The sequence below is a fragment of the Streptomyces sp. NPDC058985 genome (assembly GCF_042740985.1).
Classification (GTDB): domain Bacteria; phylum Actinomycetota; class Actinomycetes; order Streptomycetales; family Streptomycetaceae; genus Streptomyces.
Map to the genome: position 1 here is coordinate 1 of NZ_JBHYJX010000031.1, position 26,191 is coordinate 26,191.

Genomic DNA, 26,191 nt, shown 5'->3' on the forward strand with positions numbered 1-26,191 from the left:
GAACCCGGAAGCTAAGCCTTACAGCGCCGATGGTACTGCAGGGGGGACCCTGTGGGAGAGTAGGACGCCGCCGAACAATCATTGTATGAGAGCCCTGCACCGGGAACGGTGCGGGGCTTTCTGCGTTTATGAGTTTATGAGGGTCTCACCAGCTTCGTGTCATAGGCCAGGATCACCGCCTGGACGCGGTCGCGGGAACCGGTCTTGGACAGGATGCGGCCCACGTGGGTCTTCACCGTCGACTCGGCCAGGTGCAGGCGCTCCGCTATCTCCGTGTTGGTCCAGCCCTGGCCCATGACCCGCAGGATCTCGGTCTCGCGGTCGGTGAGGGAGGTCAGGCGGGAATCGAGGGTGTCGTCGGGCTCCGCGGAGGCGTCCGGCAGGTGCTGGACGTAGGCGTCGAGCAGGCGGCGGGTGAGGCTGGGGGCGACCACCGCGTCGCCCGTGGCCACCGACCGGATGCCGGCGAGGAGTTCCTCGGGCCGGGCGTCCTTGACGAGGAAGCCGGACGCGCCGGCGCGCAGGCCGGAGTAGGCGTACTCGTCGAGGTCGAAGGTCGTGAGGATGAGGACCCGGGTGCGGCCGCCGGTCGCGACGATACGGCGGGTCGCCTCGATGCCGTCCAGGCCGGGCATGCGGACGTCCATGAGGACGACATCGGGATGGAGTTCGGCCGTCAGGCGGACGGCCTCGGCGCCGCCCGGCGCCTCGCCCACGACGGTCATGTCGTCCTGGCTCTCCAGGAGCATCCGGAAGCCGAACCGCTGCAGGGGCTGGTCGTCGGCGATGAGGACGGTGGTCACTGCGGGATTTCCTCCGGTAGGTGCAGATGGACGCGCCAGCCGCGTTCGGGGTGCGGACGTGGGCCCGCCTCAAGTGTGCCGCCGTACAGGGACGTTCGCTCGCGCATGCCGGGCAGGCCGCGGCCACCGGGGCGGGCTGGGCGGGCGGGAGAGGCGGCGGTCCGGCCGGTGTCGGTGACCGTGAGGGTGACGGCGCCGCCGGCCTCGTAGGAGAGGGCGATGTGTGCGGTGGCGTCGGGGCCGGCGTGCTTGAGGGTGTTGGTGAGGGCTTCCTGGATGACGCGGTAGAGGGTGAGCTGGCGGCCCTCGGGGAGCGTGGCGCGGCCGTTGATGCTCGTACCGACGGGGAGGCCCGCGCGGCGGACGCCGTCCAGGAGTCGGTCGAGGTCGGTGAGGGCGGGCTGCGGGGCGAGTTCGGCGGGGCCGTCCTGTTCGTCGTCGCGCAGGACGTCCAGCAGGCGGCGGAGTTCGGCGAGGGCCTGGCGGCTGGTGGTGCCGATGGCGTCCAGGGCCTGGGTGGCGCGCTCGGGGGACTTGGCGGCGGCGTACCGTCCGCCGTCGGCGAGGCCGGTGATGACGGAGAGGTTGTGGCCGATGATGTCGTGCATCTCCCGGGCTATGCGGGCGCGTTCGGCGGCTGCGGCGAGCCGGAGCTGCTGGTCGCGTTCGGTCTCGAGACGGTGGGCCCGGTCCTCCAGGACCTCGGTGTGGTCGCGCCGGGCCCGGGTGGTGATCGCGATGAGGGCGACCACGCCGATGGACAGGAGCATCGCCCCGATCTGCTGGTGCCAGGAGCCGTCGTCGCCGTACCGGGCGGCGGTGACGACGGCCGGGGCGGTCACCAGAGGGGTCACCCACCACAGGGAGCGCAGGGGGCGGCGCAGGGTGATGTGGAAGACGAGGACGAGCTGGAGCAGGGCGGCCTGGAGAGCGGTGCCGGTCCAGGCGTTGACGAGGTCCACCGGGACCATGAGGAGGAGCACGGCCACGGGGTGGGTACGGCGCCACAGGAGGGGGACCGAGAAGGCGAGGCTCATGGCGATGACGAGGCCGCCGGGCACGTCGAGGCTGTGGGCGTTGTGGCGCCAGCCGCCGCCGGCGTAGTCGGTCAGCGCCGCGATGACCCAGAAGGCGGTGAGGTGCAGGTCCCACACGAGCGGACGGCGTCGGTCGAAGGCGCGTAGCCGCCGGGTGACGCGCTGGACGTACTCGGTGAGGGGTTCGGCCGCTCGGTCTTCCGGGACGGGCTTCACGGGCTCCATTCGACCATGGTCGGGGGAGAGGGGGACGGGTGCGTCCGTCCCGGGGCCGTATATGAGGTGAGGGGTGTGGTACCCGGGTATTACGGTGGCGCGCATGAGTGCCTCGGTCCCCGGTGACTACGTGATCCGCTCCATACGCGCCGACGAGTGGCCCGCCGTGAAGGAGCTGCGCCTGCGCGCGCTGCGGGATCCGCTGGCGCACCTCGCCTACCTGGAGACGTACGACGACGCGGCGGCGCGGCCGGACTCCTACTGGCAGGAGCGGGCGGCCAAGGCCGCGGAGGGGCAGACCGAGGCGCAGCAGATCGTCGCCGTGGGGCCCGCAGGGCTGTGGCTCGGCACGCTGACCGTGCTGGTGGAGGAGGCGGGGACTACGGACTGGGCCGGGTTCCCCGTGGAGCGGCGGCAGGGGCATGTCGTCGGTGTGTTCGTGCGGCCCGAGTGGCGGGGGAGCGGGCTGACCAAGGCGCTGTTCGACGTCGGTCTGGAGTGGGCGTGGGCGAACGGCGCGGAGCGGGTGCGGCTCATCGTGCATCCGGACAACGGGCGGGCGCAGGGCGCCTACCGGAACGCGGGGTTGGTGGCGAGCGGGCGGACGGTGCCGCTGGTGGACGGGCCCGGGGACCACGAGCTGGAGTTCGTGCTGGAGCGCTGACGCGGGGCCCCTACACGGGGAGTTCGTCGTGGGGCCAGCGGGCTCGGCCCTGTTCCCGGGAACGGAGCAGGGCCAGGGTCGGCATGCCGTGGTCCGCGCCGGTGGTCAGCAGCTCCGGGAGCTGGGGAAGCGGCGCCACGGCGGCGACGTCGTCCAGGACGAGGGTCATTGGTGGGTCGAGGCGACCGGAGGATGACCGTTCGGCCATGCGCCGGCCGCGCTCGACCACGCTGGAGACGAGCGCCGTCAGCAGCGGCATCGCGCCGGGGCTCGTGCGAGGGTCCTCGATGGATTCCCCCACCACGTAAAGGGTGCCCTGTTCGTGGACGAAGGAATCCAAGGCGAGGGCATCATTTCGGTTGGGAGTGCAGGCCTCGCGGATATTGACCGTGGAGAGGGCCGCGAGGGCTCGGGCCGTCAACTGCTGTGCCATGTCGCGGCGTTCGGGGTGGGCGGTGAGGGCCCCTTCGAGTTCGCCCGCGGAGCCGGGCGCGGCTTTGGGGTGGGTGCGCAGGACGCGTACGGCGTCCTGGATCTGAAGCCCCTGCGACCAGCGGTGGACGTGGCGGATGGTGCGGCCGTCGATGGCGGCGGCGTGGAGGTAGCTGCGCAGCAGGAGTTCGGCGGTGTCGCTGACGGCCTGGTCGAGGCGGGCGGTGGGGCGGATCGGGGCGAGGAGGGCGGCCGCTCTGGTCGTGGCCGTCCGTCCGTCCTCGCAGCCGGCGGTGGGGGACCAGTGGAGGCGGGCGGGGGTGTCGCAGCGGTGGGTGGGGTCGTACAGGTGGACCGGGCCGAGCTTGGCGCGGGCGTCCTTGGTGTCCGACCAGAGGGCCGGGTTGGAGGTGATGACGAGGGCTGCGCCTTCCGCGTCGCGGAGGGTTCGGGTTGCGGTGGAGTGGCGGGTGGCCGGGGGGCCGTAGTGCACCGCGCCTTCGGCGCGGTGTGTTTCCCACCCACCCACCCGTTCACCGGCGGCCACAGAAGTGAGGGGCTCCGCCTCCGGAACTGCCTGCGGCTCGGGCGCCCTCGGAACGGGTACCTCGTGCGACTGCTCCCGTGTCGGCTCCGGCTCCCGCTCCACCACGGGCGCCGCCTGCTCCTCCACCCGCCGCCGCAGTCGTACCGCCCGCCACCGCGCCACCGTGCTCATCACGAACACCGTCAGGACGACCAGCACCATCATCTGGCCGATGAACAGCCCCCAGAACAGCCCGTACCCGGAGAGTGCGCTCGCCGGGGTGTCCGGCCAGGCGCCGGGGATGTCGTGGGGCTCGGCGATCAGCTCGCGCATGGCCAGGGGGGTGCCGGTGAAGGTCACGCCCGGGGGCCAGGAGCCGTGGGCGAACAGGGCGGACAGGCCGGTCGCCGTCCACACCAGCAGCGTCATGCCGAGGAGGAAGGCGAGTATGCCGACCAGCAGGCCGTCCGGGATGCCACCCTGGGCCGGCCGCTGGTCGCGGTGGTCGTCCGGTCTCATGCGTCCGGTCCCTCCCCGTGTTCCTAGGCCACCGTCGATTCGGACGAGTCGCCGATGTGCTGTTCCACGAAGGCAGCCGCCCGTTCCTCCGCCTCCAGTTCGGCGGCGCGCAGGGCGTCGTCGTTGAAGTCGGCGGAGGACTGGGTCATCGCGCGGTCGGTGAACACCAGGGGGCGTTCGGTCTCGGTGATCAGGTGTTTGACCACCTGGACGTTGCCGTTGACGTCCCACACCGCGATGCCGGGGGTGAGGGTGGGGATGATCTCCACGGCCCAGCGCGGCAGGCCGAGGACGCGTCCCGTGGCCCGCGCCTCGTCGGCCTTCTGGGCGTAGATGGTCCGGGTGGAGGCCATCTTGAGGATGGCCGCGGCCTCTCTGGCGGCCGCGCCGTCGACGACGTCGGACAGGTGGTGGACCACCGCCACGAAGGACAGGCCGAGCCGGCGCCCGAACTTCAGCAGCCGCTGGAACAGCTGCGCCACGAACGGGCTGTTGATGATGTGCCAGGCCTCCTCGACCAGGAAGATGCGCTTCTTCCGGTCGGGGCGGATCCAGGTGTGCTCCAGCCAGACGCCGACGATGGCCATGAGGATCGGCATGGCGATGGAGTTGCGGTCGATGTGGGAGAGGTCGAAGACGATCAGCGGCGCGTCGAGGTCGATGCCGACCGTCGTCGGGCCGTCGAACATGCCGCGCAGGTCGCCGTCGACGAGGCGGTCGAGGACGAGGGCCACGTCCAGGCCCCAGGCCCGCACGTCGTCTATGGCGACGTTCATCGCCTCGGCGGACTCCGGCTCGGGGTGGCGGAGCCGCTCGACGATGTCGGTGAGGACGGGCTGGCGTTCGACGATGGTCTCGTTGACGTAGGCGTGCGCCACCTTGAGGGCGAAGCCGGAGCGCTCGTCGAGGCCGTGCCCCATGGCGACCTCGATGATCGTCCGGAGCAGCGCGAGCTGGCCCGTCGTCGTGATCGCCGGGTCGAGGGGGTTGAGACGGATGCCGTGGTCCAGGGCGGCCATCGGGTCGAGCCGGATGGGAGTTATGCCCAGCTCCTCGGCGATGAGGTTCCACTCGCCGACGCCGTCCTCGCCCTGGGCGTCCAGGACGACGACCTGGCGGTCGCGGAAGCGGAGCTGGCGCAGGACGTATGTCTTCTCCAGCGCGGACTTGCCGTTGCCGGACTCCCCGAGCACCAGCCAGTGCGGGGCGGGGAGCTGCTGGCCGTAGAGCTGGAAGGGGTCGTAGATGTAGCCCTTGCCGGAGTAGACCTCGCGGCCGATGATCACGCCGGAGTCGCCGAGGCCGGGCGCGGCGGTCGGCAGGTAGACGGCCTGGGCCTGGCCCGTGGAGGTGCGGACGGGGAGGCGGGTCGTCTCCACCTTCCCGAAGAGGAAGGACGTGAAGGCCTCGGTGAGGACGGACAGCGGGTCCCGCATCTGGCTCAGCCCCTACCTTCGGATGCCGGTGGCGAACGGAAGTGTGTTCACGAAGGCGCGATGGTGCTCACGGTCGCACCACTCCAGTTTCAGGTACGACTTCCCGGCCGAGGCCCTTATCGTCCGCTTGTCGCGGGCGAGGGCCTCGGGGGTGCGGGAGGAGACCGTGATGTAGCCGACCAGGTTGACGCCGGCCGCGCCGCTGGCGAGGTCCTCGCCGCGCTGGTCGAGGCGGCCGTGGGCGGCGATGTCGCGGGGGTCCACGGTCCGGTTCATCTTGGCGGCGCGGGACGCCTCGGCGTCGTCGTTGGTCTTCTCGGTCAGCATGCGTTCGATGGCGACCTCGGTGGGTTCGAGGTCCATGGTCACGGCGACCGTGCGGATGACGTCCGGGGTGTGGACGAGGAGCGGCGCGAGGAAGTTCACGCCGACCGGGGTCATCGGCCACTCCTTGATCCAGGCGGTGGCGTGGCACCAGGGCGCGCGGGTGGAGGACTCGCGGGTCTTGGCCTGGAGGTAGGTGGGCTCCATGGCGTCCAGCTCGGCCGGCCAGGCGTTGCGCTTGGTCATCGCCTGGATGTGGTCGATGGGGTGGTCCGGGTCGTACATGGCGTGCACGAGGGAGGCGAGCCGGCCCTGGCCGAGCGGCTGGCGTACGCGGATGTCGGCTTCCTGGAGGCGGGAGCAGATGTCGGTAAGCTCGCGGGCCATGACGACGGCGAGGCCGCCGTCGCGGTCCAGTTTGCGTCCGCCCGCCGAGCGGGCGGCGCGGGCCATGGCGTTGGCCTCGGCGGCCAGGTCGCGGTTGTAGTGCATACAGGCGATGAGGTATGCGCGGTGCTGCTCGCTGCTGGTCGACACCATCGACTGGAGCTGGTCGTACGACTGCTGGAGCCACGGCAGCGACTTGGCGTCGCCGCGCTGGGCGACGTCCTTGGCGTGCGCGTCGGGGTCGGCCGGGAGGGTGCGGGCCAGCATCTGGATGCGGGTGACGAAGCCGTCGCCGTTGGCCACATGCTTGAGCAGGGTGCCGAAGCGGTCGACGAGGGCTTCCTGGTCCTCGGAGTCGCGCAGGCCGACGCCAGGGCCCTCGATCTCGATGGCGGCGGTGACGGTCTTGCGGTCGGCGTGCAGCAGTACGGCGATCTCGTCGGGGCCGAAGGGCGCCGCCAGCCAGCTGATGCGGCCGATGCCGGGCGGTGGGCCGACCTCGACCTCACGTCCGTCGGCCCGGGTGCCGGCCTCGATGGCGCCGGAGCGGTAGGTGGTGCCGTTGCGCAGTGTCCGCTTGAAGCTGCGGTTGATCTCGAACCACTTGTAGAACGTCCGGTGCTTGTACGGCACGTAGACGGCCGCCAGCGCGAGCATCGGGAAGCCGCAGAGCAGCACGATGCGCAGGGAGAGGACGGGGACGAGGAGCCCGCACATCATGCCGAGGAAGGCGCCCACGACGATCAGCGCGATCTCACCGGTCTCGCGGTTGCGGCCGACGATCGCGTTCGGCCGGGCGCGGCCGATCAGATACGTACGGCGGGGCGTGACCGGATGGGACACGTGGGACTCGGTCGTCAACGCCCGTCACCTCCTGTGCTCTTGCTGTTGCGGGTGTTGCCGGCGTGGGGCGTGTTCACCGGGCTGGCGGAGCGCGGTGCGGGTGCGGCGGAGGGGACATTTCCGCCGCCGCCGTTCGAGGGGCGCGAGCTGTGCGCGGCGACTCCGCCGGAGGCGGGGTTCGAGGGGCGGGCGGCCGCGGAGGACGAGGACTGGCCGCCGCCGTCGCCGTTGTTGCGGGCGCTGTGGGTTCTGATGCCCTGGGCGACGAGGTTCGCCGGGGAGCTGATCACCGCGGCGGCCTTTCCTTCGGCGCCCTGCATGATGCGGTTGTTGCGGCCGTTCGCGATCTCGTCGCCGAAGCCGGGGACGAAGCGGTAGATCATCGCCGAGGCGAAGATCGCGAGGAGGATGATGGCGAGGCCGGAGACGACGGCCGAGAAGGCGTCGGGTCCGTCGTCGGCCGACAGGGCGCCGGCCAGCCCGAGGACGATGACGATGACGGGCTTGACGAGGATCACGGCGATCATGATCCCGGCCCAGCGGCGGACGTGGCCCCACAGGTTCTTGTCGACCAGGCCGGCGTAGACGACGGTGCCGAGCAGGGCGCCGACGTAGAGCAGGGCGGCGCGGATGACGAGTTCCAGCCAGAGGACGCCGGCGGCGAGGATCGACACCAGGGAGACGACGATCAGCATGATCGGTCCGCCGCCGATGTCCTCGCCCTTCTCCAGGGCGCCGGAGAACGTGCCGAAGAAGGTGTCCGTCTGGTCGCCGGTGGCCTTGGCGAGGACGTCCGTGACGCCGTCGGTGGCCGAGACGACCGTGTACAGGATCAGCGGCGTGAACGCCGACGCGAGGACGGTGAGCCAGAGGAACCCGATCGCCTCGGAGAGCGCGGTGGTGAGCGGGACGCCGCGCACGGCTCGCTTGGCGACGGCCAGCAGCCACAGGAGGAGCGTGAGGATCGTCGACGCCGCGAAGACGACGGCGTACTGCTGGAGGAACGTCGGGTTCGTGAAGTCGACGTTGGCGGTGTCCTGCACGGCGGCACTGAGCTTGTCGACGGTCCAGGCGGCGGCCTTGGCGCAGCCCTTGGCGAGGGAGGAGAGGGGGTCGAGGGCGGCGGTGGGGCTGTAGTTACCTCCGCCGGTACCTCCGGTGGATCCGCCGGCGCCTTCGCCTCGTTGGCAGTAGTCCTTGGCGGGGCCCACGATGAGATCGCAGTTGTCGTCCGACGGGGTCGGCGAGGGTGTGGGCGCGGCTACGGCACGGGTGGCGAGCAGCACGGCCGTGGCCTGTACGGCGGTCAGCGCAGCGGCGACCTTGAGTACGCGGCGCGGGTTATCGGGCATACGTGAACCCTCCGTACTCCTGGACGGCCTTGGACATCTCGTCGGCGCTGGATGCCTTGTTGTCTCCGGGGACCGGCGCGGGACCGTCCTTCTGGGAGAAGGACTCGACCTTCCAGTCGCCGTCCGCCCAGCGCAGCTGCAGGGTCATGGTGAACCAGTCGCTGCTGACGGGGTTGGTGGTCTTCTCGCCCGCTGTGCCGAATACCCCGGTGCACCAGACCTCCACGGTCGTGGAGGCATCCGTGGACTGGGTGACCTTGGTGCCGATCGGCATGGTGCGCGAGACGTAGGTGCTGCCACGCGTGGCGTTGCCGTTCGCGTCCAGGCCGATGGAGCTGAGGAACTGCTTGCTGTAGGCCTTGTCGAACTTGTCTCCGAGCGCGGCCTGCTTGTCGGTCACGAAGACCTGCCGCACGATCTCGTCACGCCGGGCCGGCTTGAGGATGTCGGCGGAGACGAGAGCCACCGCATAGTTCGCCGCCGCGCTCTGCGCGCCCTGGTCGTCGTGGGCGAAGCCCGACTGGACCGGCTGGGTGCCGGTGGGGGCCGTTGCCGAGGTTCTGGGGTTGCCGGCGGCCGCCTCGTCGTCCGGGGATGCGGAATCGTCTCCTCCACGGTTCGCGAAGGCGATCGCCGCGATGAGGAGGACGACGACGCCGACCACCGTGACCAGGCTCCGTGAGGACGAGCGGCCGCCGCGCCGCGGCCCCCCGTCCGCGTCGGGCAGTCTGGTGCGCGTGTGACCCGTGCCGCCGTAACCGCCGGAGGACTGGTGGTCGTCTCCGAGACTCATGCCGCGTACGCCCCCTCGACGTCGTGCCTGCCGTAGAAGTACGACGGTAGCCGTGCTGGTTCCCGCGCGGGCGCGGTGTGGTGACTCGACATCAGGGAAACGCAACCTCAGCCGGTTGGCACGACGGGCGGGTGGGATGGGGGAGACAGGGACCGTGGGGTGCCGGGCTACACGGCCATCCCGTACACGATGGTGAAGAGGGTGCCGAGCGAGCCGATGATGAACACGCCCGTCAGCCCGGCAATGATGAGGCCCTTGCCCTGCTCCGCGCTGAAGGTGTCGCGCAGCGCGGTGGCGCCGATGCGCTGTTTGGCGGCGCCCCAGATGGCGATGCCGAGGCAGAGCAGAATGGCGACGGCCATCACCACCTCGATCATGATCTTGGCCTCGTTGCCCAGGCTGCCGAAGGGGCCCCAGTCCGGAGCGATCCCCCCGATGATGGTGTTGATGTCTCCCTCGTCGGCCGCAAAGAGCATGTAAGTCACCGCCCCTGTTGGGTAGTTCCGCGCCCTCTGCGGACGTGCAGAGGTCAGGCCTCATTGTCGCCGACAATGCCGCCGTCGTATGTCGACTTGGCGTCATTGATTGGCGGGTTTCGTACGAATAGCTTGCCACCGCCTCGTGCCGGGTGCTCAGGGAGGCGCGTGGCGGAGTACGAGGTGTCGTATCGTCACTCTGTGTATCACGGCAGGTCACGAGGGGCAACGATGCGTGAGCGAAACCTGCCGGGTGGCTCGGTCGTTAGGCCCTTTCAGGCCGTCTTCGACTCCTGGTGGCGGATTCTGACGGGTGGTCGGGTGAAGGGCCGTTTTGGTGTTCGTCCGGTGACGGCCGCCGCACGGGTGTCGCCTCTACACTGAGCCGGGCGGCGACTCCTGAACGGCGAGGGGCGGTTGACGGTGCGTAAGGCATGGATCGCGGGGACCGTGGTCGTCGGCTCCGGTCTCTCCTTCGTGATGCTGCTGGTCGTGGGCGTCTACCTGGTCGCCGGAGACCTCGCGGGAGGTGCCGGCGGAGGGACGAAGAAGCTCGCCAAGGGGTCGGTGCCCGCGGCCTACCAGCCGCTCGTGCAGAAGTGGGGCAATCTCTGCCCCGCCATCAACCCGGCGCTGCTCGCCGCCCAGCTCTACCAGGAGAGCGGCTTCAACCCGAAGGCGCAGAGTCACGCGGCGGCGCAGGGCATAGCGCAGTTCATCCCCGGCACGTGGGCGACCCACGGCATCGACGGGGACGGAGACGGGGACCGGGACGTGTGGGATCCCAACGACGCGATCCCGTCGGCCGCCTCGTACGACTGCTCCCTCGCGTCGTACGTGAAGGACGTGCCCGGGAATCCGACCGAGAACATGCTGGCCTCCTACAACGCGGGGGCCTACGCGGTGATCAAGTACCAGGGTGTCCCGCCTTACAAGGAGACCCGGAACTACGTGAAGGTGATCACCACCCTGGAGAAGAGCTTCGCGGCGCCCCAGACGCGGGTGGATCCCTCGGAGCAGGCCGCCGGGGCCATCGCGTACGCGCAGAAGAAGCTCGGCACGCTCTATCTCTGGGGCGGCAACGGGACGCCCGAACAGGGCGGGCGCTTCGACTGTTCGGGGCTGACCAAGGCGGCGTACGAGAGCGTGGGGATCAAGCTGCCGCGCGTCGCGAACGACCAGTACAACGCGGGGCCGCATCCCTCGCGGGACGAGCTGCTCCCCGGTGACCTGGTGTTCTTCTCGGACGATCTCACCAACTCACGGGCCATCCGGCATGTGGGGATTTACGTCGGCGGCGGCTACATGATCGACGCGCCCCGCACGGGTGCTGTGATCCGGTTCGACCCGATCGACACCCCCGACTACTTCGGGGCCACGCGGGTGACCGAGGATGGCGCGAAAGCGTTGCCCACCACGGTGTGAATGCGAGGGTTTGAACCCAGCGTGAAACCCTGCCCTGAGCTGCGGAGACGTGTTTCTCTTCGATAACGTCTGCGTGATCATTCAGTGGAGTGTGGAACGTATCAACGGGAGTCGTGCGTTCCTGTGTGCGTGTAGGTGACCACGGGGGTGGCGGAAGAGGCGCGCGTTCGGTGCGCCGGAGGACATGACGAAGGGGCCGCAGCACCATGGCTGGACTCGCCGAATCCGGGTCGAACCCCGACGTCGAGCTGCTCTACGACATCAATGGCCTGGCCAAGGACGCGCCGCACTGGTTCGACCGGGTCATGGAGTTCGTCGGTGAGTACGGACTGCTGTTCGCGATCGTGCTGCTGGTGCTCTGGTGCTGGTGGGGTGTGCGGCGGCGCGGCGGTGAGGACGCGGCCTCCCACGTGGCGGCCCTCGTGTGGGCGCCGCTCGCGGCCGGCGTCGCGGTACTGATCAACGTCCCGATACGGGGTTTCGTGGAGCGTCCCCGGCCCTTCAAGACGCATGACGGGCTGGAGGTGCTGATCGAGGGCAAGAACGACTTCTCCTTCGTCAGCGATCACGCGACGCTCGTGATGGCGCTGGCCGTCGCCCTCTTCGTGGCCCACCGCAGGTTCGGGATCGCCGCGATCGTGCTCGCGCTGTTCGGCGGCTTCGCCCGGGTCTACATGGGCGTGCACTACCCGACGGACGTCGTGGGAGGCTTCGCCCTCGGCACGGCGGTCGCGCTGCTGCTGTCGCCGGTCGCCATGGCCCTGCTCACACCGCTGACCCGCGCGATCGAGCGGTCGCCCCGGGTGGGGTGGCTGGTCAGCGCGCGCGGCCCGGAGGGCACGGCCGGACGCGATGCCGTGATCCCCGGGGCGCGCAAGGAGAGCGCCGGGGCGGGCGAGCGGGATCTCGCCGCCTAGAGGACGTACTGAGGACGTACAGACGACGTACAGAGGACGTACGCGGGCGCGTTTCTAGAGCGCCTGGGGGTTGTTGAAGACGCGGTTCGGGTCGTACTGGTGCTTGAGTTTCGCCAGGCGCGGGGCCGCGTCCGCGTAGTAGGCCTTCCGCCAGTCCGTCAGGGTCGGGTCCGTGTAGTTCTGGTAGGCGGCGCCCGAGGCGTACGGGCGCATCGACTTGTGGGCGGAGGCCAGCCAGGACTGGGCGTCCGTGCCGCTCGTGCCCGGCCGCCACGAGACGAGGTACTGGACCAGCGTCCGGGAGCGGCGGTGCACGAACGCGGTCGCCGTCGGGGAGACGCGGTTCACCGCGCCGCCGAGCGCGGTGAACGCGATGCTGCCGGCGCCGCCGCGCACCGAGGTGAGGCGGGAGAGCAGGGCGCGGATGCCGTCCGCCGGGATCGAGCGGTCGAAGAAGTCCGAGCGGGCCGCGTACGTCTCGCGGCCGAGTCCGCCCTCGGGCGAGCGGCCCGGGGTGGAGCCGGGCAGGTGGCAGCGGGCGTCGGTGGAGAACGACGAGCAGCCCGCGTACATCTCCATCGACTCCGCGTACGAACGCCGCTTGAGGTACACCTTGCTCGCGGACGAGCCGATGCGGCCGGCCAGCCGGTCCACGGCGTTCTGCAGTTCGCGGTAGCCGCCCAGGGAGAAGGCGGCGACCGAGACGGTGGGCGTGCGGCCGGGGGCGGCGGCCAGGTGGAGGGACGACCAGATCTCGTCGGGCTGGTCCGGCCCCCACTCCTGCCAGGCGCGGACGACCGCGGCGGCCCTGCGCCAGGGCCAGGTCAGGTACGCCGTCACGGCCCGGGGGGCCGGGTGGGTGCGGAACTGGAACTCGGTGACGACGCCGAAGTTGGCGTTGCCCGCGCCGCGCAGGGCCCAGAACAGGTCCTTGTGGCCGTTCTTGGCGTCGGCGGTGATCTGCTTGCCGTCCGCCGTGATCAGGGTGGCCCGGGTGAGGCTGTCGCAGGTCAGGCCGTAGGCGCGGGAGACGACGCCGTGGCCGCCGCCGAGGGTGAGGCCGGAGACGCCGACGGTGGGGCAGGAGCCGGCGGGGATCGTGACGCCCTTCGCGGAGAGGGCGCGGTACACGTCGATGAGCTTGGCGCCGGCGCCGACCGTGGCCTCGTTGCCGCTCGCCCGGACGCGGTTGAGTTTCGAGACGTCGATGATCAGACGGCCGTCGCCGGAGGACCAGCCCGCGTAGGAGTGGCCGCCGTTGCGGATGGCCACGGGGACGTGGTGGGCGCGGGCGTAGGAGAGAGCCGTGCGGATGTCGTCGGGGTGGGCGGCGTAGGCGACGGCGCTCGGTTCGAGGGTGTCGAAGCGGGTGTTGTACAGGCGGTGGGCCGATTGCCAGGCGCGGTCGCCGGGGCGGAGCAAGGGGCCGTCCAGGGATTTGGCCAGGGCTGCCCAGGAGGCGGGGGTGGGGGCGAGGGTGCGGGTGGAGGTTGCGGTGTGGGTGAGGCGGGGGGTGGTCTCGGGGTTCTTTGCCGGGCCGGAGCCGGAGCCGGAGCCGGAGCCGGGGCCGGGGGCTGGGCCGGGGCTTGTGCCAGTGCAGGCCGAGGCCGTGGTGGTGGTGAGGGCGGCGGCTGCGGAGCCGCCTAGGAATGTGCGCCGGTGCATGTCGCCTCCGCGGTCCCGTGGGGGGGGTCTTGGGAGGAGACGGGGGTGTGGGGGTGGGGGTTCCACGAGTGGGCCTGGTGGGTGGTCCGGCGGTGGTGTGGGCCGGGGGTGGGTGTCGCGGGCCGGCGCTGGCCGGGTGCCGCTGCGCCCACCCGTGCCGCCCCAGCGGCACGATTGCCCGCAGCTATGGGGGGTGGGGCTACGCGCTGGGATGGGATTCCGCGTCTGTGCGGGCCTGGCTTCTGGCTCTTCGGGCCGGGCCTCGCCAGCCGCAGGTGCAGCGGGCCAGGCAGAACGGGCCCTGCTCGACCGTCGTCGTGAGGTGTTCCGGGGCGTCCCCGGGGGCTTCGATGCCGTCCTGTTGCGCCACGCCCGCAACGTTACCGGGGTCGCCTGCCCCTCGTTAACCGGGACGGCAGGGGGTCCGGAACGGGCGGGACGGCTTGGGGCAGGTGGCGATGGTCGGGCGGGAGAGGGAGCGGCGGGGCAGGACGAGGGCGGGCGGTGGGCTCGCCCTGGCCGGGGGCGTCGTCTGCGTGTGTCTGACCGGTGCCGCGTGCTCCGGGCCGGGGTCCGCCGCGCAGGGGGCGGACGGCGGTGATCCGGTCGCCGTGCTGCACCAGGCCGCCGACCGGCTGGTGGCCGCCGGGAGCGCCGAGGCGCGCACCGCGATGGAGATGGCCAGCGGCGGGACGCGGGTGACCATCCGCGGCGAGGGTGTGTACGACTTCGAGGCGCGGCTGGGGCGGCTGAAGGTGCGGCTGCCGCAGGATCCGGCGGGGACGAGTGAGCACCGGCCGATCACCGAGCTGCTCGCGCCGGGCGCGCTGTTCATGAAGAACCGGGGCGCCGGCGTGCCCGACGACAAGTGGGTGCGGGTCGACACCGCCTCGCTGTCCGACGGGAACCTGGTGACCGGCGGGGCGACGGACCCCTTCGCCGCCGCCGAGGTGCTGCGCGGCACGCACCGGGCGACGTTCGTGGAGCGCACCGAGGTCGCGGGGACCGCGGTGCGGCACTACCGGGGGACCGCCGATCTCGCGCGGGCGGCACGCGGTGCCTCGGACGGCAACCGGAAGGCGCTGGCCGCGGCGGCCGAGGGGTTCGCCACCGCCGAGGTGCCCTTCGACGCCTACCTGGACGACGAGGGGCGCATCCGCAAGCTCCGGCAGCGCTTCAGCTTCGTCAACGGGGGCGAGGAGGGCACCGTGGCCGTCGCCTCGACGACGCTGCTCTTCGGCTTCGGCACCGCCGTCCGCGTACGGTTGCCCGAGGAGCGGGACATCTACGCCGGCCGGATCGCGGCGGAGCCCGGCGAGGCGGCGGCCGGGGCCGCGGATGAGGCGGCGGACGGCAAGAACTAGCCCTTCCGTGCCATGCGCGGTGCGTAGGCCGCTCCCTACTCTAGGAAGTCGGTGACGGCAGAGACGAGGTGACGGGTGTGGCTCCGGTCGGCGGCACGGCGGTTCAGGACCACGTGGCCCTCGCCGAGATCGAGCTGTGCGGTGAGTTGATCATCGCGGCCTCGGCCGCCCGGGAGCGGCTCAGCCTCGAGAGCATCGACGAGGTGCTGCGCGTGGCCGAGGAGCGCTCACGTGCGCAGTAGCCGGCCGATGGCCTTCGTCGCCTCTTCCACCTTCGCGTCGATCTCGGCGCCGCCCTTGACGGCCGCGTCGGCGACGCAGTGGCGCAGGTGCTCCTCCAGGAGCTGCAGCGCGAAGGACTGGAGGGCCTTCGTCGAGGCCGAGACCTGGGTGAGTATGTCGATGCAGTAGACGTCCTCGTCGACCATGCGCTGCAGGCCGCGGATCTGGCCCTCGATGCGGCGCAGCCGCTTGAGGTGCTCGTCCTTCTGCTTGTGGTAGCCGTGGATGCCGCGGTCGTGGTCGGTCACGATCTCCGTGCCGTCCGTCTCCACCTGTTCCACGGCGGCGGAGGACGCACCCGCGCCGGCCTCGGTGGTCGTCATCGCGTCCTCCTGCTGGATTTCCTCGGATCCGGGGGATCCAGGGGATTGCGGACATATACCCCTGACGGGTATATGGTAACGAACTTTCCTGGGTAAGGGGCCCCTTCGCAGAGCCCCGACGTCGCCCCCCTGCTCATCACTCTGCCTGATGGGCGACACTGGGGGACGGCCCGTTAGCCGTGGCCGGATGATGCGCCTAGCATCAGCCTGACCGAAACCCATGCACCCCGAGGACCCCACGTGCGCTTTCGTCTGACCCCCAGGGAGACGAGCTTCTACGACATGTTCGCCGCCTCCGCGGACAACATCGTCACGGGCTCGAAACTCCTGATGGAACTGCTCGGGGCGGACGCATCCGCCCGGGCCGAGATCGCAGAGCGTATGCGGGCCGCCGAACACGCGGGTGACGACGCCACGCACGCGATCTTCCACCAGCTGAACTCCTCGTTCATCACGCCCTTCGACCGCGAGGACATCTACAACCTCGCGTCGTCCCTCGACGACATCATGGACTTCATGGAGGAGGCCGTCGACCTGGTCGTCCTCTACAACGTCGAGGAACTGCCCAAGGGCGTCGAGCAGCAGATCGAGGTGCTGGCGCGGGCCGCCGAGCTGACCGCCGAGGCCATGCCGAACCTGCGCACCATGGACAACCTCACCGAGTACTGGATCGAGGTCAACCGCCTGGAGAACCAGGCCGACCAGATCCACCGCAAGCTGCTCGCCCACCTCTTCAACGGCACGTACGAGGCAATAGAGGTGCTGAAGCTCAAGCAGATCGTGGATGTGCTGGAGGAAGCGGCCGACGCCTTCGAGCACGTGGCGAACACGGTGGAGACCATCGCCGTCAAGGAGTCCTGACCTCTTCATGGACACCTTCGCTCTGGTCGTGACCATCGGGGTCGCGCTCTTCTTCACGTACACCAACGGCTTCCACGACTCGGCGAACGCGATCGCGACGTCCGTGTCGACGCGTGCGCTGACGCCCCGGGCGGCGCTCGCGATGGCCGCCGTCATGAACCTCGCCGGCGCGTTCATGGGTTCCGGGGTCGCCAAGACCGTCAGCGAGGGGCTGATCGAGACGCCCGAGGGGTCGAAGGGGATGGGGATCCTCTTCGCCGCGCTCGTGGGCGCGATCGTCTGGAACCTCATCACCTGGTACTTCGGTCTGCCGTCCTCGTCCTCGCACGCGCTGTTCGGCGGCATGGTGGGGGCCGCGCTCGCCGGGAGTACGACCGTGTACTGGCACGGCGTCGTCGACAAGATCGTCATCCCGATGTTCGTCTCCCCGGTCATCGGCCTGGTCGCCGGTTACCTGGTGATGACCGCGATCATGTGGATGTTCCGGCGGGCCAACCCGCACAAGGCGAAGCGCGGTTTCCGTATCGCGCAGACGGTGTCGGCGGCGGGCATGGCGCTGGGGCACGGTCTGCAGGACGCCCAGAAGACGATGGGCATCGTGGTGATGGCGCTGGTCATCGCCGATGTCGAGGACTACGGCGACCCGATCCCGGTGTGGGTGAAGATCGCCTGTGCGCTGATGCTCTCCGCGGGGACGTACGCCGGTGGCTGGCGGATCATGCGGACGCTGGGCCGCAAGATCATCGAGCTGGATCCGCCGCAGGGGTTCGCCGCGGAGACGACCGGCGCGTCGATCATGTTCGGGTCGGCGTTCCTGTTCCACGCACCGATCTCCACGACGCACGTCATCACGTCGTCGATCATGGGTGTCGGGGCCACGAAGCGGGTGAACGCCGTGCGGTGGGGGGTCGCACGCAACATCATCATGGGGTGGTTCATCACCATGCCGGCCGCTGCCGTGGTGGCCGCGGTGTCGTTCTGGCTGGTGAATCTGCTGTTCCTCTAGGGCGTGACAGCTGGGAGGGCCCGCCCCCGTTGCCGGGGGCGGGCCCTTGTGCTCCTCGCGGTGGCACCGCCATGCAGCACCGCGAGGGGATCGGGAGGCGGGTCTAGCCGAAGCGGCCGGAGATGTAGTCCTCCGTGGCCTGGACCGACGGGTTGGAGAAGATGCGCTCCGTGTCGTCGATCTCGATCAGCTTGCCGGGCTGGCCGACGGCCGCCAGGTTGAAGAACGCCGTACGGTCGGAGACGCGCGCCGCCTGCTGCATGTTGTGCGTCACGATGACGATCGTGAAGCGCTCCTTCAGCTCGCCGATCAGGTCCTCGATCGCGAGGGTGGAGATCGGGTCGAGGGCGGAGCAGGGCTCGTCCATGAGCAGCACGTTCGGCTCGACCGCGATCGCCCGCGCGATGCACAGGCGCTGCTGCTGGCCGCCGGAGAGCCCGGAGCCCGGCTTGTTCAGGCGGTCCTTGACCTCGTTCCAGAGGTTCGCGCCCCGCAGGGACTTCTCGACCACGTCGTCCAGCTGGGACTTCTTGTACTTGCCGTTGAGGCGCAGGCCCGCCGCCACGTTGTCGTAGACCGACATCGTCGGGAACGGGTTCGGGCGCTGGAAGACCATGCCGACCTCGCGGCGCACGGCGACCGGGTCGATGCCGGTGCCGTAGAGGTTCTCGTCGTCCAGCATGACCTTGCCGTCCACCCGGCCGCCCGGGGTGACCTCGTGCATGCGGTTGAGCGTGCGCAGGAAGGTGGACTTGCCGCAGCCGGAGGGGCCGATGAAGGCCGTCACGGAGCGGGGCTCGACGGTCATCGAGATGTCCTCGATGGCCAGGAAGGAGCTGTAGTAGGCGTTGAGGCCGCTGACATCTATGCGCTTGGCCATGGGAATCACTGCTTCTTTCGGGTCGCTGACTGTTGTCGCCTTGGCCGCGTCAGCGACCGGACTTCGGGGCCTTCCAGCGGGCGATGCCGCGGGCCGCCAGGTTGAGGATCATGATGAACGCGATGAGCGTCAGGGCCGCCGCCCAGGCACGGTCGTAGGCCGGGTCGGAGCCCGCGCTGTACTGGAGGTAGATGTACATCGGCAGCGACTCCTGCGGATCCTGGAACGGGTTCGCGTTGATGAAGTCGGTGCCCCAGACCAGCAGCAGCACGGGGGCCGTCTCGCCGGTGATGCGGGCGACGGCCAGCATGACACCGGTGACGATGCCGCCGATCGACGTCGGCAGGACCACCTTGAGGATGGTGCGCCACTTGGGCACGCCCAGGGCGAGCGACGCCTCGCGCAGCTCGTTCGGGACGAGCTTGAGCATCTCCTCGGTGGACCGGACGACCACCGGGATCATCAGGATGCACAGGGCGAAGGAACCGGCGATGCCGGACGGGCCCATGTCGAGGATCAGGACCCACAGGCTGAGGACGAACAGACCCGCGACGATCGACGGGATGCCCGTCATGACGTCGACGAAGAAGGTGACGGCCTTGGCGAGCCGGCCGCGCCCGTACTCGACCAGGTAGATCGCGGTGAGCACACCGATCGGCACGGAGAACAGGGTGGCGAGGCCGACCTGCTCCAGGGTGCCGAGGATGGCGTGGTAGATGCCGCCGCCGGGCTCGCTGTCGGCGACCACGCCCATCGAGTGGCTGAGGAAGTAGCCGTCGAGGACCTTCACGCCCTGCTTCACGGTCTCCCAGATCAGGGAGAGCAGCGGGATCAGCGCCATCAGGAAGGCGACCCAGACCATGCTGGTCGCCACCCGGTCCTTGGCCTGGCGCACGCCCTCGACGCGGGCCGAGATGGCGTACGAGCCGGCGACGAAGAGCACCGCGGCGATCAGCGCCCACTGGATGCTGCTGTTCAGCCCGGCCGCGGCGCTGATGCCCAGGCCGGCGAGGACCGAGCCGCCGGCGACCGCCCAGGGGAACCACTTGGGCAGGGTCGCGCCGCGCAGGGAACCGCGGCTCTTGGGGGTAAGGGTTGCGTGGCTCATGCGTTGGCCCCCGAGTACTCCTTGCGGCGGGCGATGATCATGCGGGCCGCGCCGTTGACGGCCAGGGTGATCACGAAGAGCACCAGGCCGGAGGCGATCAGCGCGTCCTGGCCCATCACGGTCGCCTCGTTGAACTTGCTGGCGATGTTCTGCGCGAAGGTGCCGCCGCCCGGGTCGAGCAGGCTGGGGCTGATGTCGAAGGTCGGCGAGAGGACCATCGCGACGGCCATGGTCTCGCCGAGCGCGCGGCCGAGGCCGAGCATCGAGGCGGAGATGACGCCGGAGCGGCCGAAGGGGATCACCGACATCCGGATGACCTCCCAGCGCGTGGCGCCGAGGGCCAGGGCGGCCTCCTCGTGCATGCGCGGGACCTGCCGGAAGACCTCACGGCTGACGTTGGTGATGATCGGCAGGATCATGATCGCGAGCAGGATGCCCACGGTGAACAGCGAGCGCGGCGCGCCGCCGTTCCACTCCAGGATCCCGGTCCAGCCGAGGTACTGGTCCAGCCAGCCGTAGAGCCCGTTCAGGTGCGGCACGAGGACGAGCGCGCCCCACAGGCCGTAGACGATCGAGGGCACGGCGGCGAGCAGGTCGATCACGTAGGAGATCGGGCCGCCCAGCGCGCGCGGCGCGTAGTGCGTGATGAACAGGGCGATGCCGACCGCGACCGGGACCGCGATGAGCATGGCGATGATCGACGACACGACGGTGCCGAAGGCCAGGACCGCGATGCCGAACTCGGCCGGGTCGCCGCTCGGGTTCCACTCGAAGGTGGTGAAGAAGTTGGCCTCGTCCTCGCTGATCGCGAGGGTGGCGCGGTAGGTGAGGAAGGCCGCGATGGCGGCCATGATGACCAGCACCAGGATGCCGGACCCGCGGGAGAGCCCGAGGAAGATCCGGTCGCCGGGGCGGGTGGCGCCGCGGGCGGCGCGCTCGTCCCCGGGGCTGGTGGGCGGGGGCGTGGGGGAGGGTGTCGGCTTCTGGGTGTCCGTAGTTATGTCCATCGGGTTCTCCGGTCTGCGGAGCCGTCGTACGCGGCGGCTCGGGCGGAGCCCGTCGAGGGCTCCTGGCGGCGGTGCACCGGACGGTGCGGCCCGGCCCCCGGACGGGGACCGGACCGCACTCGGGTCAGCTCAGGCCCGAGATGGTCTCGCGGACCTTGGTGATGATCTCGGTGGGCATCGGGGCGTAGCCGGCGTCCGCCAGCAGGCCCTGGCCGTCCTCCGAGGCGATGTAGTTCAGGAAGGACTTGGCGGCGGGCAGGGTCTCCGCCTTGTTGCCCTTGTCGCAGGCGATCTCGTACGTCACCAGGACGATCGGGTAGGCGCCGTCGGCCTCCGGGGTGTAGTCCAGCTCCAGCGCGAGGTCCTTGCCGGTGCCGACGACCTTGGCCGCGCCGATGGCGGCGGTGGCGTTCTCGACGGTGGCCGCGACCGGCTCCGCGGCGGCGGTCTTGACGTCGACGGTCTTGATGCCCTCCTTGGCGTACGACAGCTCGAAGTACGAGATGGCGCCGGCGGTCTGCTTCACCCCGCCGGCCAGGCCGGAGGAGCCCTGCGCGGACTGGCCGCCCTTGGCCTGCCAGGACTTGCCGCCCTCGTACTTCCAGTCGTCGGGCGCGGCGGCCTTCAGGTACTTGGTGAAGTTGTCCGTGGTGCCGGACTCGTCCGAGCGGTGGTAGGCCTGGATCTTCAGGTCGGGCAGCTTGGCGTCGGGGTTGAGCTTGGCGATCGCCGGGTCGTTCCAGTTGGTGATCTTGCTGTCGAAGATCTGGGCGAGCGTCGGGGCGTCCAGGGCGAGGCTGTCGACGCCGGGGACGTTGAAGCCGACCGCGATCGGGCCGCCGACCATCGGCATGTTGATGGCCTGGCCGTCCTTGCAGACCTTCTTGGAGGCCTCGACCTCTTCGGGCTTCAGCGCGGAGTCCGAACCGGCGAAGGCGGTCTGGCCCTGCGTGAACGCGGTGATGCCCGCGCCCGAGCCGGTCGGGTTGTAGTTGATCTGCACGCCCTTGCAGGCGGCGACGTACTGCTTGACCCAGGCGTCGATCGCGTTCTTCTGGGCGGAGGAGCCGGAGGCCTGGAGCTGGCCCTTGGCGTCCTCGCACTTGATGTTGCTGTTGGCGGCGGCGTTGCTGCTGTCCCCGCTGCCGCCGTTGCCGCCGGTGTCGTCGGAGCCGCACGCCGTGAGGGCCAGGGCGCCGGAGACGGCGAGAGCACCGAGAGCGAGGGCCCGCCGGTTCATGCGCTGAAGCTTCACTTGAGGGAGTTCCTTCCAGGAGCCGCCGTCCTGAAATCCGGCGGCGTGCGAGGACTGCGAGCTTTTGGGATACGGGCGCGCTTTCGGGTGCGACCCGTATCGGCTAAGGCCGAAATTAGGCAGAACAGGTGAAGCCGCCGATGGGCGTAAATGAACGCGGGGTGAACCCCTGTGGACGGTGCGGTGAGGTCACGGAACGCTTACGTCAAGGACACGGAGTGGTCCCGGGCGGGAGGGCCGCGAGGAGGGCGTCCACGAGGGTCCGGTCGCGGGGCTGGGTGAGCCGGGCGCGGGCGGCCGCGGGCGCCAGCCACAGGATGCGGTCGACCTCGTCGGACGGGGCGAAGGCGCCCGTGGTGGCCGCCGCCGCCCAGTACCGGACCTCTTTGGGGCGGCCGTTCGCCAGGTAGCGGACCGTGGGCAGTTCGACGCCCGGCCGGGCGGCGTACCCGGTCTCCTCCGCGACCTCGCGCAGGGCCGCGGCGAGCCAGTCCTCGCCGGGCTTGAGCTTGCCCTTCGGGTGCGACCAGTCGTCGTACTTCGGCCGGTGGACGAGGCACAGCTCCAGGGTGGCGGGGTGCTCGGGGGCGGAGCGCCACAGGACGCAGCCGGCCGCCTGGACGGTGTCTGCGGGGGTCACCACTGTGTGCTCGCGCCTCCTGTCCCGGGTTCCGAGGAGAGTCCTGCGGCGGCTACGGCAGCCTGATGGGTTCCTTGTGCCAGCTGTGCTGGAACGCGTACCTCGCCGCCTCCACCTCATGCCGCTGGTCGGCGTGGAGCACGCCCAGCGCGTACGCCGTCGCCGGTGCGATGCGCGGCGTACGGGCCGCCTGGGCCGCGGCCGCCGCGGCCTCCGAGGCGTCGCGGTGCCGGTCGAGGGCCTCGCCCGCGGCGAGCAGGCGTACGTCCGCGCAGTCGTCGTCGGGGTCGGTCTCCGCGGTGCCCGCGGTGTGCCCGGTGGGCTCGCCGGTCAGCACCTCGAGGGCGTACCGGTGCAGGCGCAGGAGCAGGCGGACCTGGTGCCAGGGGGCGTCCTGCGGGTGCGGCGACGGGTCGGGGGAGAGGCCGTGGACCAGCGCCTGGGCGTTGTACGGGCTGCCCGCGGTGACCAGCGGGAGGGCGGCCACGGCGTCGGTCAGGCGGTCCTCGGCCGCGATGGCCAGGGGGCGGAGGCCGGTGGGGGCGGCCGCGGCGGCGGTCAGAGGGCCGGTGGTCCGCAGGGGGACCTCGCTGGCCAGTAAGGCGACTTTGTCGGCGACCGCGTGGAAGCGGCTGCTGCCGAGGGCCTGGAGGGCGGTGGAGTGGGCCCGGGTGCGGGCCAGGGTCAGCTGGCGGTCGAGCAGCGCACCCGCCTTGGCGGCACCCACGGTGAGGTTGCCCCGGTCGGGGTGGGCGGTGGGGGGCGTGGCGGGGGGTGGCGCCGTCGCCCTGGTCCCGCCGCTCACCGGGCGTGGGGACGGGAGCGGTGCGGAACCCGAGAGCCGGTGCAGGGCCTGGAGCAGGCGGTCCAGGCGGGACGCGTACGCGTGTTCCATCGCCAGCGTGCCGGAGAGCCAGGCCAGCTCGGGGCGCATGCCCTCCGCCCAGTCGGCGTCCAGCAGGGGCTGGAACGTGTGCAGTGTGCCGCTGAGGCGGCGGGCGGCCCGGCGCAGGGCGCGGGCCGTCTCCACGTGGGTCGTGGGCGGGGCGGGGGGCGCCGCCGACCTGGTCGCCGGTGACGCGCCGTTCGGGGACGCGCCCGTCTCGCGGTGCCGGCGCAGGGCTCGGAGGAACTCCGTGGCCTGGCCGCGCAGATAGGACGCCAGGGCGTCGGTGTCCGAGGCCGAGTCCGAGGCCGGGTGCGGGTGCGCCATCGCCTTCGCGGGGGCCCGGTCCGTCGGGTCAAGGTGTCGCTGTGCCACGCCGGCGCCTCCGGGCGTCTATGAGCATCTCCTGGATGTTGCGCAGGGGCTGGCCGTCCGCGTCGGTCGCGTGCCGGGTCCACTCGCCGTCCGGGCCGAGGTGCCAGGAGGCGGTGCCGTCGGACATGCCGGTCTCGAGCAGCCGGTTCAGGGCCGCCCGGTGGGCCGGGTCGGTGACCCGGACCAGGGCCTCTATCCGGCGGTCGAGGTTGCGGTGCATCATGTCGGCGCTGCCGAACCAGACCTCCGGCTCGCCGCCGTTGCCGAAGGCGAAGACCCGTGAGTGTTCGAGGAAGCGGCCGAGGACGGAGCGGACGCTGATGTTCTCCGACAGGCCCTCCACGCCCGGGCGCAGCGCGCAGATGCCCCGCACCCACACGTCGACCCGGACGCCGGCCTGGGACGCCCGGTAGCAGGCGTCGACCACGGCCTCGTCGACCATCGAGTTGACCTTGATGCGTATGTACGCGGGGCGGCCGGCGTGGTGGTGCTGGATCTCCTTGTGGATCCGGGAGACCAGGCCGTCGCGCAGGGACTTGGGCGCGACCAGGAGACGGCGGTAGGTCTCGCGGCGGGAGTAGCCGGAGAGGCGGTTGAACAGGTCGGAGAGGTCCGCGCCGACCTGCGGGTCCGCAGTGAGCAGGCCGAGGTCCTCGTAGAGGCGGGCCGTCTTCGGGTGGTAGTTGCCGGTGCCCACGTGGCTGTAGCGGCGCAGGGTCTCGCCCTCCTGGCGGACCACCAGGGAGAGCTTGCAGTGGGTCTTCAGGCCCACCAGGCCGTAGACCACGTGGCAGCCGGCCTCCTCCAGCTTGCGGGCCCACTTGATGTTCGCGTGCTCGTCGAAGCGGGCCTTGATCTCGACCAGGACCAGGACCTGCTTGCCCGACTCGGCCGCGTCGATGAGCGCGTCGACTATCGGGGAGTCGCCCGAGGTGCGGTACAGCGTCTGCTTGATCGCCAGGACGTCCGGGTCGGCCGCCGCCTGCTCCAGGAAGGCCTGGACCGAGGTCGAGAAGGAGTCGTACGGGTGGTGCAGGAGGACGTCCCTGCTGCGCAGCGCGGCGAAGATGTCCGGCGCGGAGGCGGACTCCACCTCGGCCAGGTCGCGGTGGGTGCCGGCGACGAACTTCGGGTACTTCAGCTCGGGGCGGTCCAGGCTGTGGATGCGGAAGAGACCGGTGAGGTCGAGGGGGCCGGGGAGGGGATAGACCTCCGCCTCGCCGATCTTCAGTTCGCGGACGAGGAGGTCCAGGACCTCGCGGTCCACGCTCTCCTCGACCTCCAGGCGGACGGGCGGGCCGAAGCGGCGCCGCATCAGCTCCTTCTCCAGGGCCTGGAGGAGGTTCTCCGCGTCGTCCTCCTCGACCTCCAGGTCCTCGTTGCGGGTGAGGCGGAAGGCGTGGTGCTCCAGGACCTCCATGCCGGGGAACAGCTCTTCCAGGTGGGCGGCGATGACGTCCTCGATGGGGACGTAGCGGCCGGGCGACGCTTCCAGGAAGCGGGAGAGCAGCGGGGGGACCTTGACGCGGGCGAAGTGGCGGTGGCCCGTGACGGGGTTGCGGACGACGACCGCGAGGTTGAGGGAGAGGCCCGAGATGTACGGGAAGGGGTGGGCCGGGTCGACGGCGAGGGGGGTGAGGACCGGGAAGATCTGGTGCCGGAAGAGCGTGAAGAGGCGGGCCTGCTCCTTCTCGGCCAGTTCGCTCCAGCGGACCAGGTGGATGCCCTCCTCGGCGAGGGCCGGGGCGACGTCCTCGTGGAAGCAGGCGGCGTGGCGGGCCATGAGCTCGCGTGAGCGGGCCCAGATCATGTCCAGGACCTCGCGGGGCTGGAGGCCGGAGGCGGAGCGGGTGGCCACGCCGGTCGCGATGCGGCGCTTGAGGCCGGCGACGCGGACCATGAAGAACTCGTCCAGGTTGCTGGCGAAGATCGCGAGGAAGTTGGCACGCTCGAGGAGGGGGGTGGCGGGGTCCTCGGCGAGTTCGAGGACGCGTTCGTTGAACGCGAGCCAGCTGCGTTCGCGGTCCAGGAAGCGGCCCTGCGGGAGCTGGGCGCCGCCGGCCTGGGACTCCTCCGACTCCTCGTACGCGTCGAGGTCGGCGTCGATGTCCGGCTCCAGGTCGGAGACCGTGGCGGCCACGGTGTGCGAGCGGTGCGCGGCGATGGAGCCCACGGAGGGCTGCGTGTGCTGGACCTCTGCCTGGGTGTTCGGCTGCCTCATGAACCCATTCTTCCGCGCCACGCGCCGGACAGGCGCGTCGGAGGGCACGGAAGGCTCTGGCTCGGTGGGCTTCATTCGGTGAGGGTCGCAAGGCTGTCTGAATCGATGGTTACGGGGACATGACGTGTGGGATAGCGGGGGGTCACTGGGTGGGATGCGGGGTGCCTG

General features: G+C 70.8%; 24 protein-coding genes and 1 rRNA gene. 8 read left to right on the plus strand and 17 right to left on the minus strand.

Annotation, left to right across the window (positions count from 1 at the left end; translation table 11 throughout):
* Positions 1–76, plus strand: a 5S ribosomal RNA gene (rrf, locus tag ACFW01_RS24620); the annotation flags it as partial.
* 58 nt (positions 77–134) lie between these two features.
* Here the strand turns inward: rrf and ACFW01_RS24625 are convergent.
* Positions 135–803: a response regulator gene (locus tag ACFW01_RS24625; RefSeq protein WP_384506636.1), complete on the minus strand. Its 669-nt coding sequence runs from the start codon at positions 801–803 to the stop codon at positions 135–137.
* Positions 800–2,065: a sensor histidine kinase gene (locus tag ACFW01_RS24630; protein ID WP_384506639.1), complete on the minus strand. Its 1,266-nt coding sequence runs from the start codon at positions 2,063–2,065 to the stop codon at positions 800–802. Before ACFW01_RS24630 ends, ACFW01_RS24625 begins: the two co-directional genes overlap by 4 nt.
* A 94-nt stretch (positions 2,066–2,159) precedes the next feature.
* Between ACFW01_RS24630 and ACFW01_RS24635 the strand changes: the two genes are divergently transcribed.
* Positions 2,160–2,720 (plus strand): GNAT family N-acetyltransferase, encoded by a 561-nt coding sequence (locus tag ACFW01_RS24635; RefSeq protein WP_384506642.1) that lies wholly within the window; start codon positions 2,160–2,162, stop codon positions 2,718–2,720.
* A gap of 10 nt (positions 2,721–2,730) precedes the next feature.
* On the opposite strand, the gene ACFW01_RS24640 is transcribed toward ACFW01_RS24635, so the two are convergent.
* The 6 genes from ACFW01_RS24640 to ACFW01_RS24665 all read right to left on the minus strand — a co-directional run bounded on the left by ACFW01_RS24640 (position 2,731) and on the right by ACFW01_RS24665 (position 9,808).
* The gene (locus tag ACFW01_RS24640) at positions 2,731–4,197 is read right to left on the minus strand and encodes a type IV secretory system conjugative DNA transfer family protein (RefSeq protein ID WP_384506645.1); all 1,467 of its coding nucleotides are present in this window, start codon (positions 4,195–4,197) and stop codon (positions 2,731–2,733) included.
* A gap of 23 nt (positions 4,198–4,220) precedes the next feature.
* A complete protein-coding gene (locus ACFW01_RS24645; protein ID WP_384506648.1) occupies positions 4,221–5,633 on the minus strand; it encodes an ATP-binding protein in 1,413 nt (470 codons plus the stop codon).
* A gap of 12 nt (positions 5,634–5,645) precedes the next feature.
* Positions 5,646–7,205, minus strand: a complete 1,560-nt coding sequence (locus tag ACFW01_RS24650; RefSeq protein WP_384506651.1) for an SCO6880 family protein — start codon at positions 7,203–7,205, stop codon at positions 5,646–5,648.
* Complete coding sequence (locus ACFW01_RS24655) at positions 7,202–8,539, minus strand: hypothetical protein (protein ID WP_234961479.1); 1,338 nt, start codon at positions 8,537–8,539, stop codon at positions 7,202–7,204. Before ACFW01_RS24655 ends, ACFW01_RS24650 begins: the two co-directional genes overlap by 4 nt.
* Positions 8,529–9,332 (minus strand): hypothetical protein, encoded by an 804-nt coding sequence (locus ACFW01_RS24660; RefSeq protein ID WP_234961480.1) that lies wholly within the window; start codon positions 9,330–9,332, stop codon positions 8,529–8,531. The genes ACFW01_RS24655 and ACFW01_RS24660 overlap by 11 nt, the downstream gene beginning before the upstream one ends.
* 167 nt (positions 9,333–9,499) lie before the next feature.
* Positions 9,500–9,808 (minus strand): hypothetical protein, encoded by a 309-nt coding sequence (locus ACFW01_RS24665; RefSeq protein WP_055417641.1) that lies wholly within the window; start codon positions 9,806–9,808, stop codon positions 9,500–9,502.
* Between the two features lie 417 nt (positions 9,809–10,225).
* Here ACFW01_RS24665 and ACFW01_RS24670 point away from each other — a divergent pair, with 417 nt between their 5' ends.
* Both ACFW01_RS24670 and ACFW01_RS24675 read left to right on the plus strand, forming a co-directional pair.
* On the plus strand, positions 10,226–11,233 hold the full coding sequence (locus tag ACFW01_RS24670) for a bifunctional lytic transglycosylase/C40 family peptidase (RefSeq protein ID WP_234961481.1): 1,008 nt from the start codon (positions 10,226–10,228) through the stop codon (positions 11,231–11,233).
* Positions 11,234–11,439: 206 nt separating this feature from the next.
* Complete coding sequence (locus ACFW01_RS24675; protein ID WP_234961482.1) at positions 11,440–12,150, plus strand: phosphatase PAP2 family protein; 711 nt, start codon at positions 11,440–11,442, stop codon at positions 12,148–12,150.
* 54 nt (positions 12,151–12,204) lie between these two features.
* Here the strand turns inward: ACFW01_RS24675 and ACFW01_RS24680 are convergent, their stop codons facing one another.
* Positions 12,205–13,815 (minus strand): FAD-binding oxidoreductase, encoded by a 1,611-nt coding sequence (locus tag ACFW01_RS24680; RefSeq protein ID WP_384506656.1) that lies wholly within the window; start codon positions 13,813–13,815, stop codon positions 12,205–12,207.
* Positions 13,816–14,273: 458 nt separating this feature from the next.
* Here ACFW01_RS24680 and ACFW01_RS24685 point away from each other — a divergent pair, with 458 nt between their 5' ends.
* Both ACFW01_RS24685 and ACFW01_RS24690 read left to right on the plus strand, forming a co-directional pair.
* Positions 14,274–15,179, plus strand: a complete 906-nt coding sequence (locus ACFW01_RS24685; RefSeq protein WP_234961512.1) for a hypothetical protein — start codon at positions 14,274–14,276, stop codon at positions 15,177–15,179.
* Between the two features lie 77 nt (positions 15,180–15,256).
* Entirely contained in the window at positions 15,257–15,421 is a 165-nt protein-coding gene (locus ACFW01_RS24690) for a hypothetical protein (RefSeq protein ID WP_007451049.1), read from the plus strand.
* Here the strand turns inward: ACFW01_RS24690 and ACFW01_RS24695 are convergent.
* Complete coding sequence (locus tag ACFW01_RS24695; RefSeq protein WP_234961485.1) at positions 15,407–15,784, minus strand: metal-sensitive transcriptional regulator; 378 nt, start codon at positions 15,782–15,784, stop codon at positions 15,407–15,409. The genes ACFW01_RS24690 and ACFW01_RS24695 overlap by 15 nt on opposite strands.
* 240 nt (positions 15,785–16,024) lie before the next feature.
* Here ACFW01_RS24695 and ACFW01_RS24700 point away from each other — a divergent pair, with 240 nt between their 5' ends.
* Both ACFW01_RS24700 and pitH read left to right on the plus strand, forming a co-directional pair.
* The gene (locus tag ACFW01_RS24700; protein WP_122621147.1) at positions 16,025–16,645 is read left to right on the plus strand and encodes a DUF47 domain-containing protein; all 621 of its coding nucleotides are present in this window, start codon (positions 16,025–16,027) and stop codon (positions 16,643–16,645) included.
* 7 nt (positions 16,646–16,652) lie between these two features.
* The gene (gene pitH / locus ACFW01_RS24705; RefSeq protein ID WP_234961486.1) at positions 16,653–17,651 is read left to right on the plus strand and encodes a low-affinity phosphate transporter PitH; all 999 of its coding nucleotides are present in this window, start codon (positions 16,653–16,655) and stop codon (positions 17,649–17,651) included.
* Positions 17,652–17,754: 103 nt separating this feature from the next.
* Here the strand turns inward: pitH and pstB are convergent, their stop codons facing one another.
* The 7 genes from pstB to ACFW01_RS24740 all read right to left on the minus strand — a co-directional run bounded on the left by pstB (position 17,755) and on the right by ACFW01_RS24740 (position 26,023).
* The gene (gene pstB / locus ACFW01_RS24710; RefSeq protein WP_122621145.1) at positions 17,755–18,531 is read right to left on the minus strand and encodes a phosphate ABC transporter ATP-binding protein PstB; all 777 of its coding nucleotides are present in this window, start codon (positions 18,529–18,531) and stop codon (positions 17,755–17,757) included.
* A gap of 49 nt (positions 18,532–18,580) precedes the next feature.
* Positions 18,581–19,639, minus strand: coding sequence for a phosphate ABC transporter permease PstA (gene pstA / locus ACFW01_RS24715; protein WP_234961487.1), 1,059 nt, complete (start codon positions 19,637–19,639; stop codon positions 18,581–18,583).
* Positions 19,636–20,646, minus strand: coding sequence for a phosphate ABC transporter permease subunit PstC (pstC, locus tag ACFW01_RS24720; protein ID WP_234961488.1), 1,011 nt, complete (start codon positions 20,644–20,646; stop codon positions 19,636–19,638). Before pstC ends, pstA begins: the two co-directional genes overlap by 4 nt.
* A 124-nt stretch (positions 20,647–20,770) precedes the next feature.
* Positions 20,771–21,901 carry a phosphate ABC transporter substrate-binding protein PstS gene (gene pstS, locus ACFW01_RS24725; RefSeq protein WP_234961489.1) on the minus strand — a complete coding sequence of 377 codons (1,131 nt, stop codon included), beginning with the start codon at positions 21,899–21,901 and terminating at the stop codon, positions 20,771–20,773.
* Between the two features lie 205 nt (positions 21,902–22,106).
* Entirely contained in the window at positions 22,107–22,541 is a 435-nt protein-coding gene (locus ACFW01_RS24730; protein ID WP_234961513.1) for an NUDIX domain-containing protein, read from the minus strand.
* Between the two features lie 52 nt (positions 22,542–22,593).
* Positions 22,594–23,802 (minus strand): CHAD domain-containing protein, encoded by a 1,209-nt coding sequence (locus tag ACFW01_RS24735; protein WP_384506663.1) that lies wholly within the window; start codon positions 23,800–23,802, stop codon positions 22,594–22,596.
* Positions 23,783–26,023: an RNA degradosome polyphosphate kinase gene (locus ACFW01_RS24740; protein WP_234961490.1), complete on the minus strand. Its 2,241-nt coding sequence runs from the start codon at positions 26,021–26,023 to the stop codon at positions 23,783–23,785. The genes ACFW01_RS24735 and ACFW01_RS24740 overlap by 20 nt, the downstream gene beginning before the upstream one ends.
* Positions 26,024–26,191: the final 168 nt, after the last annotated feature.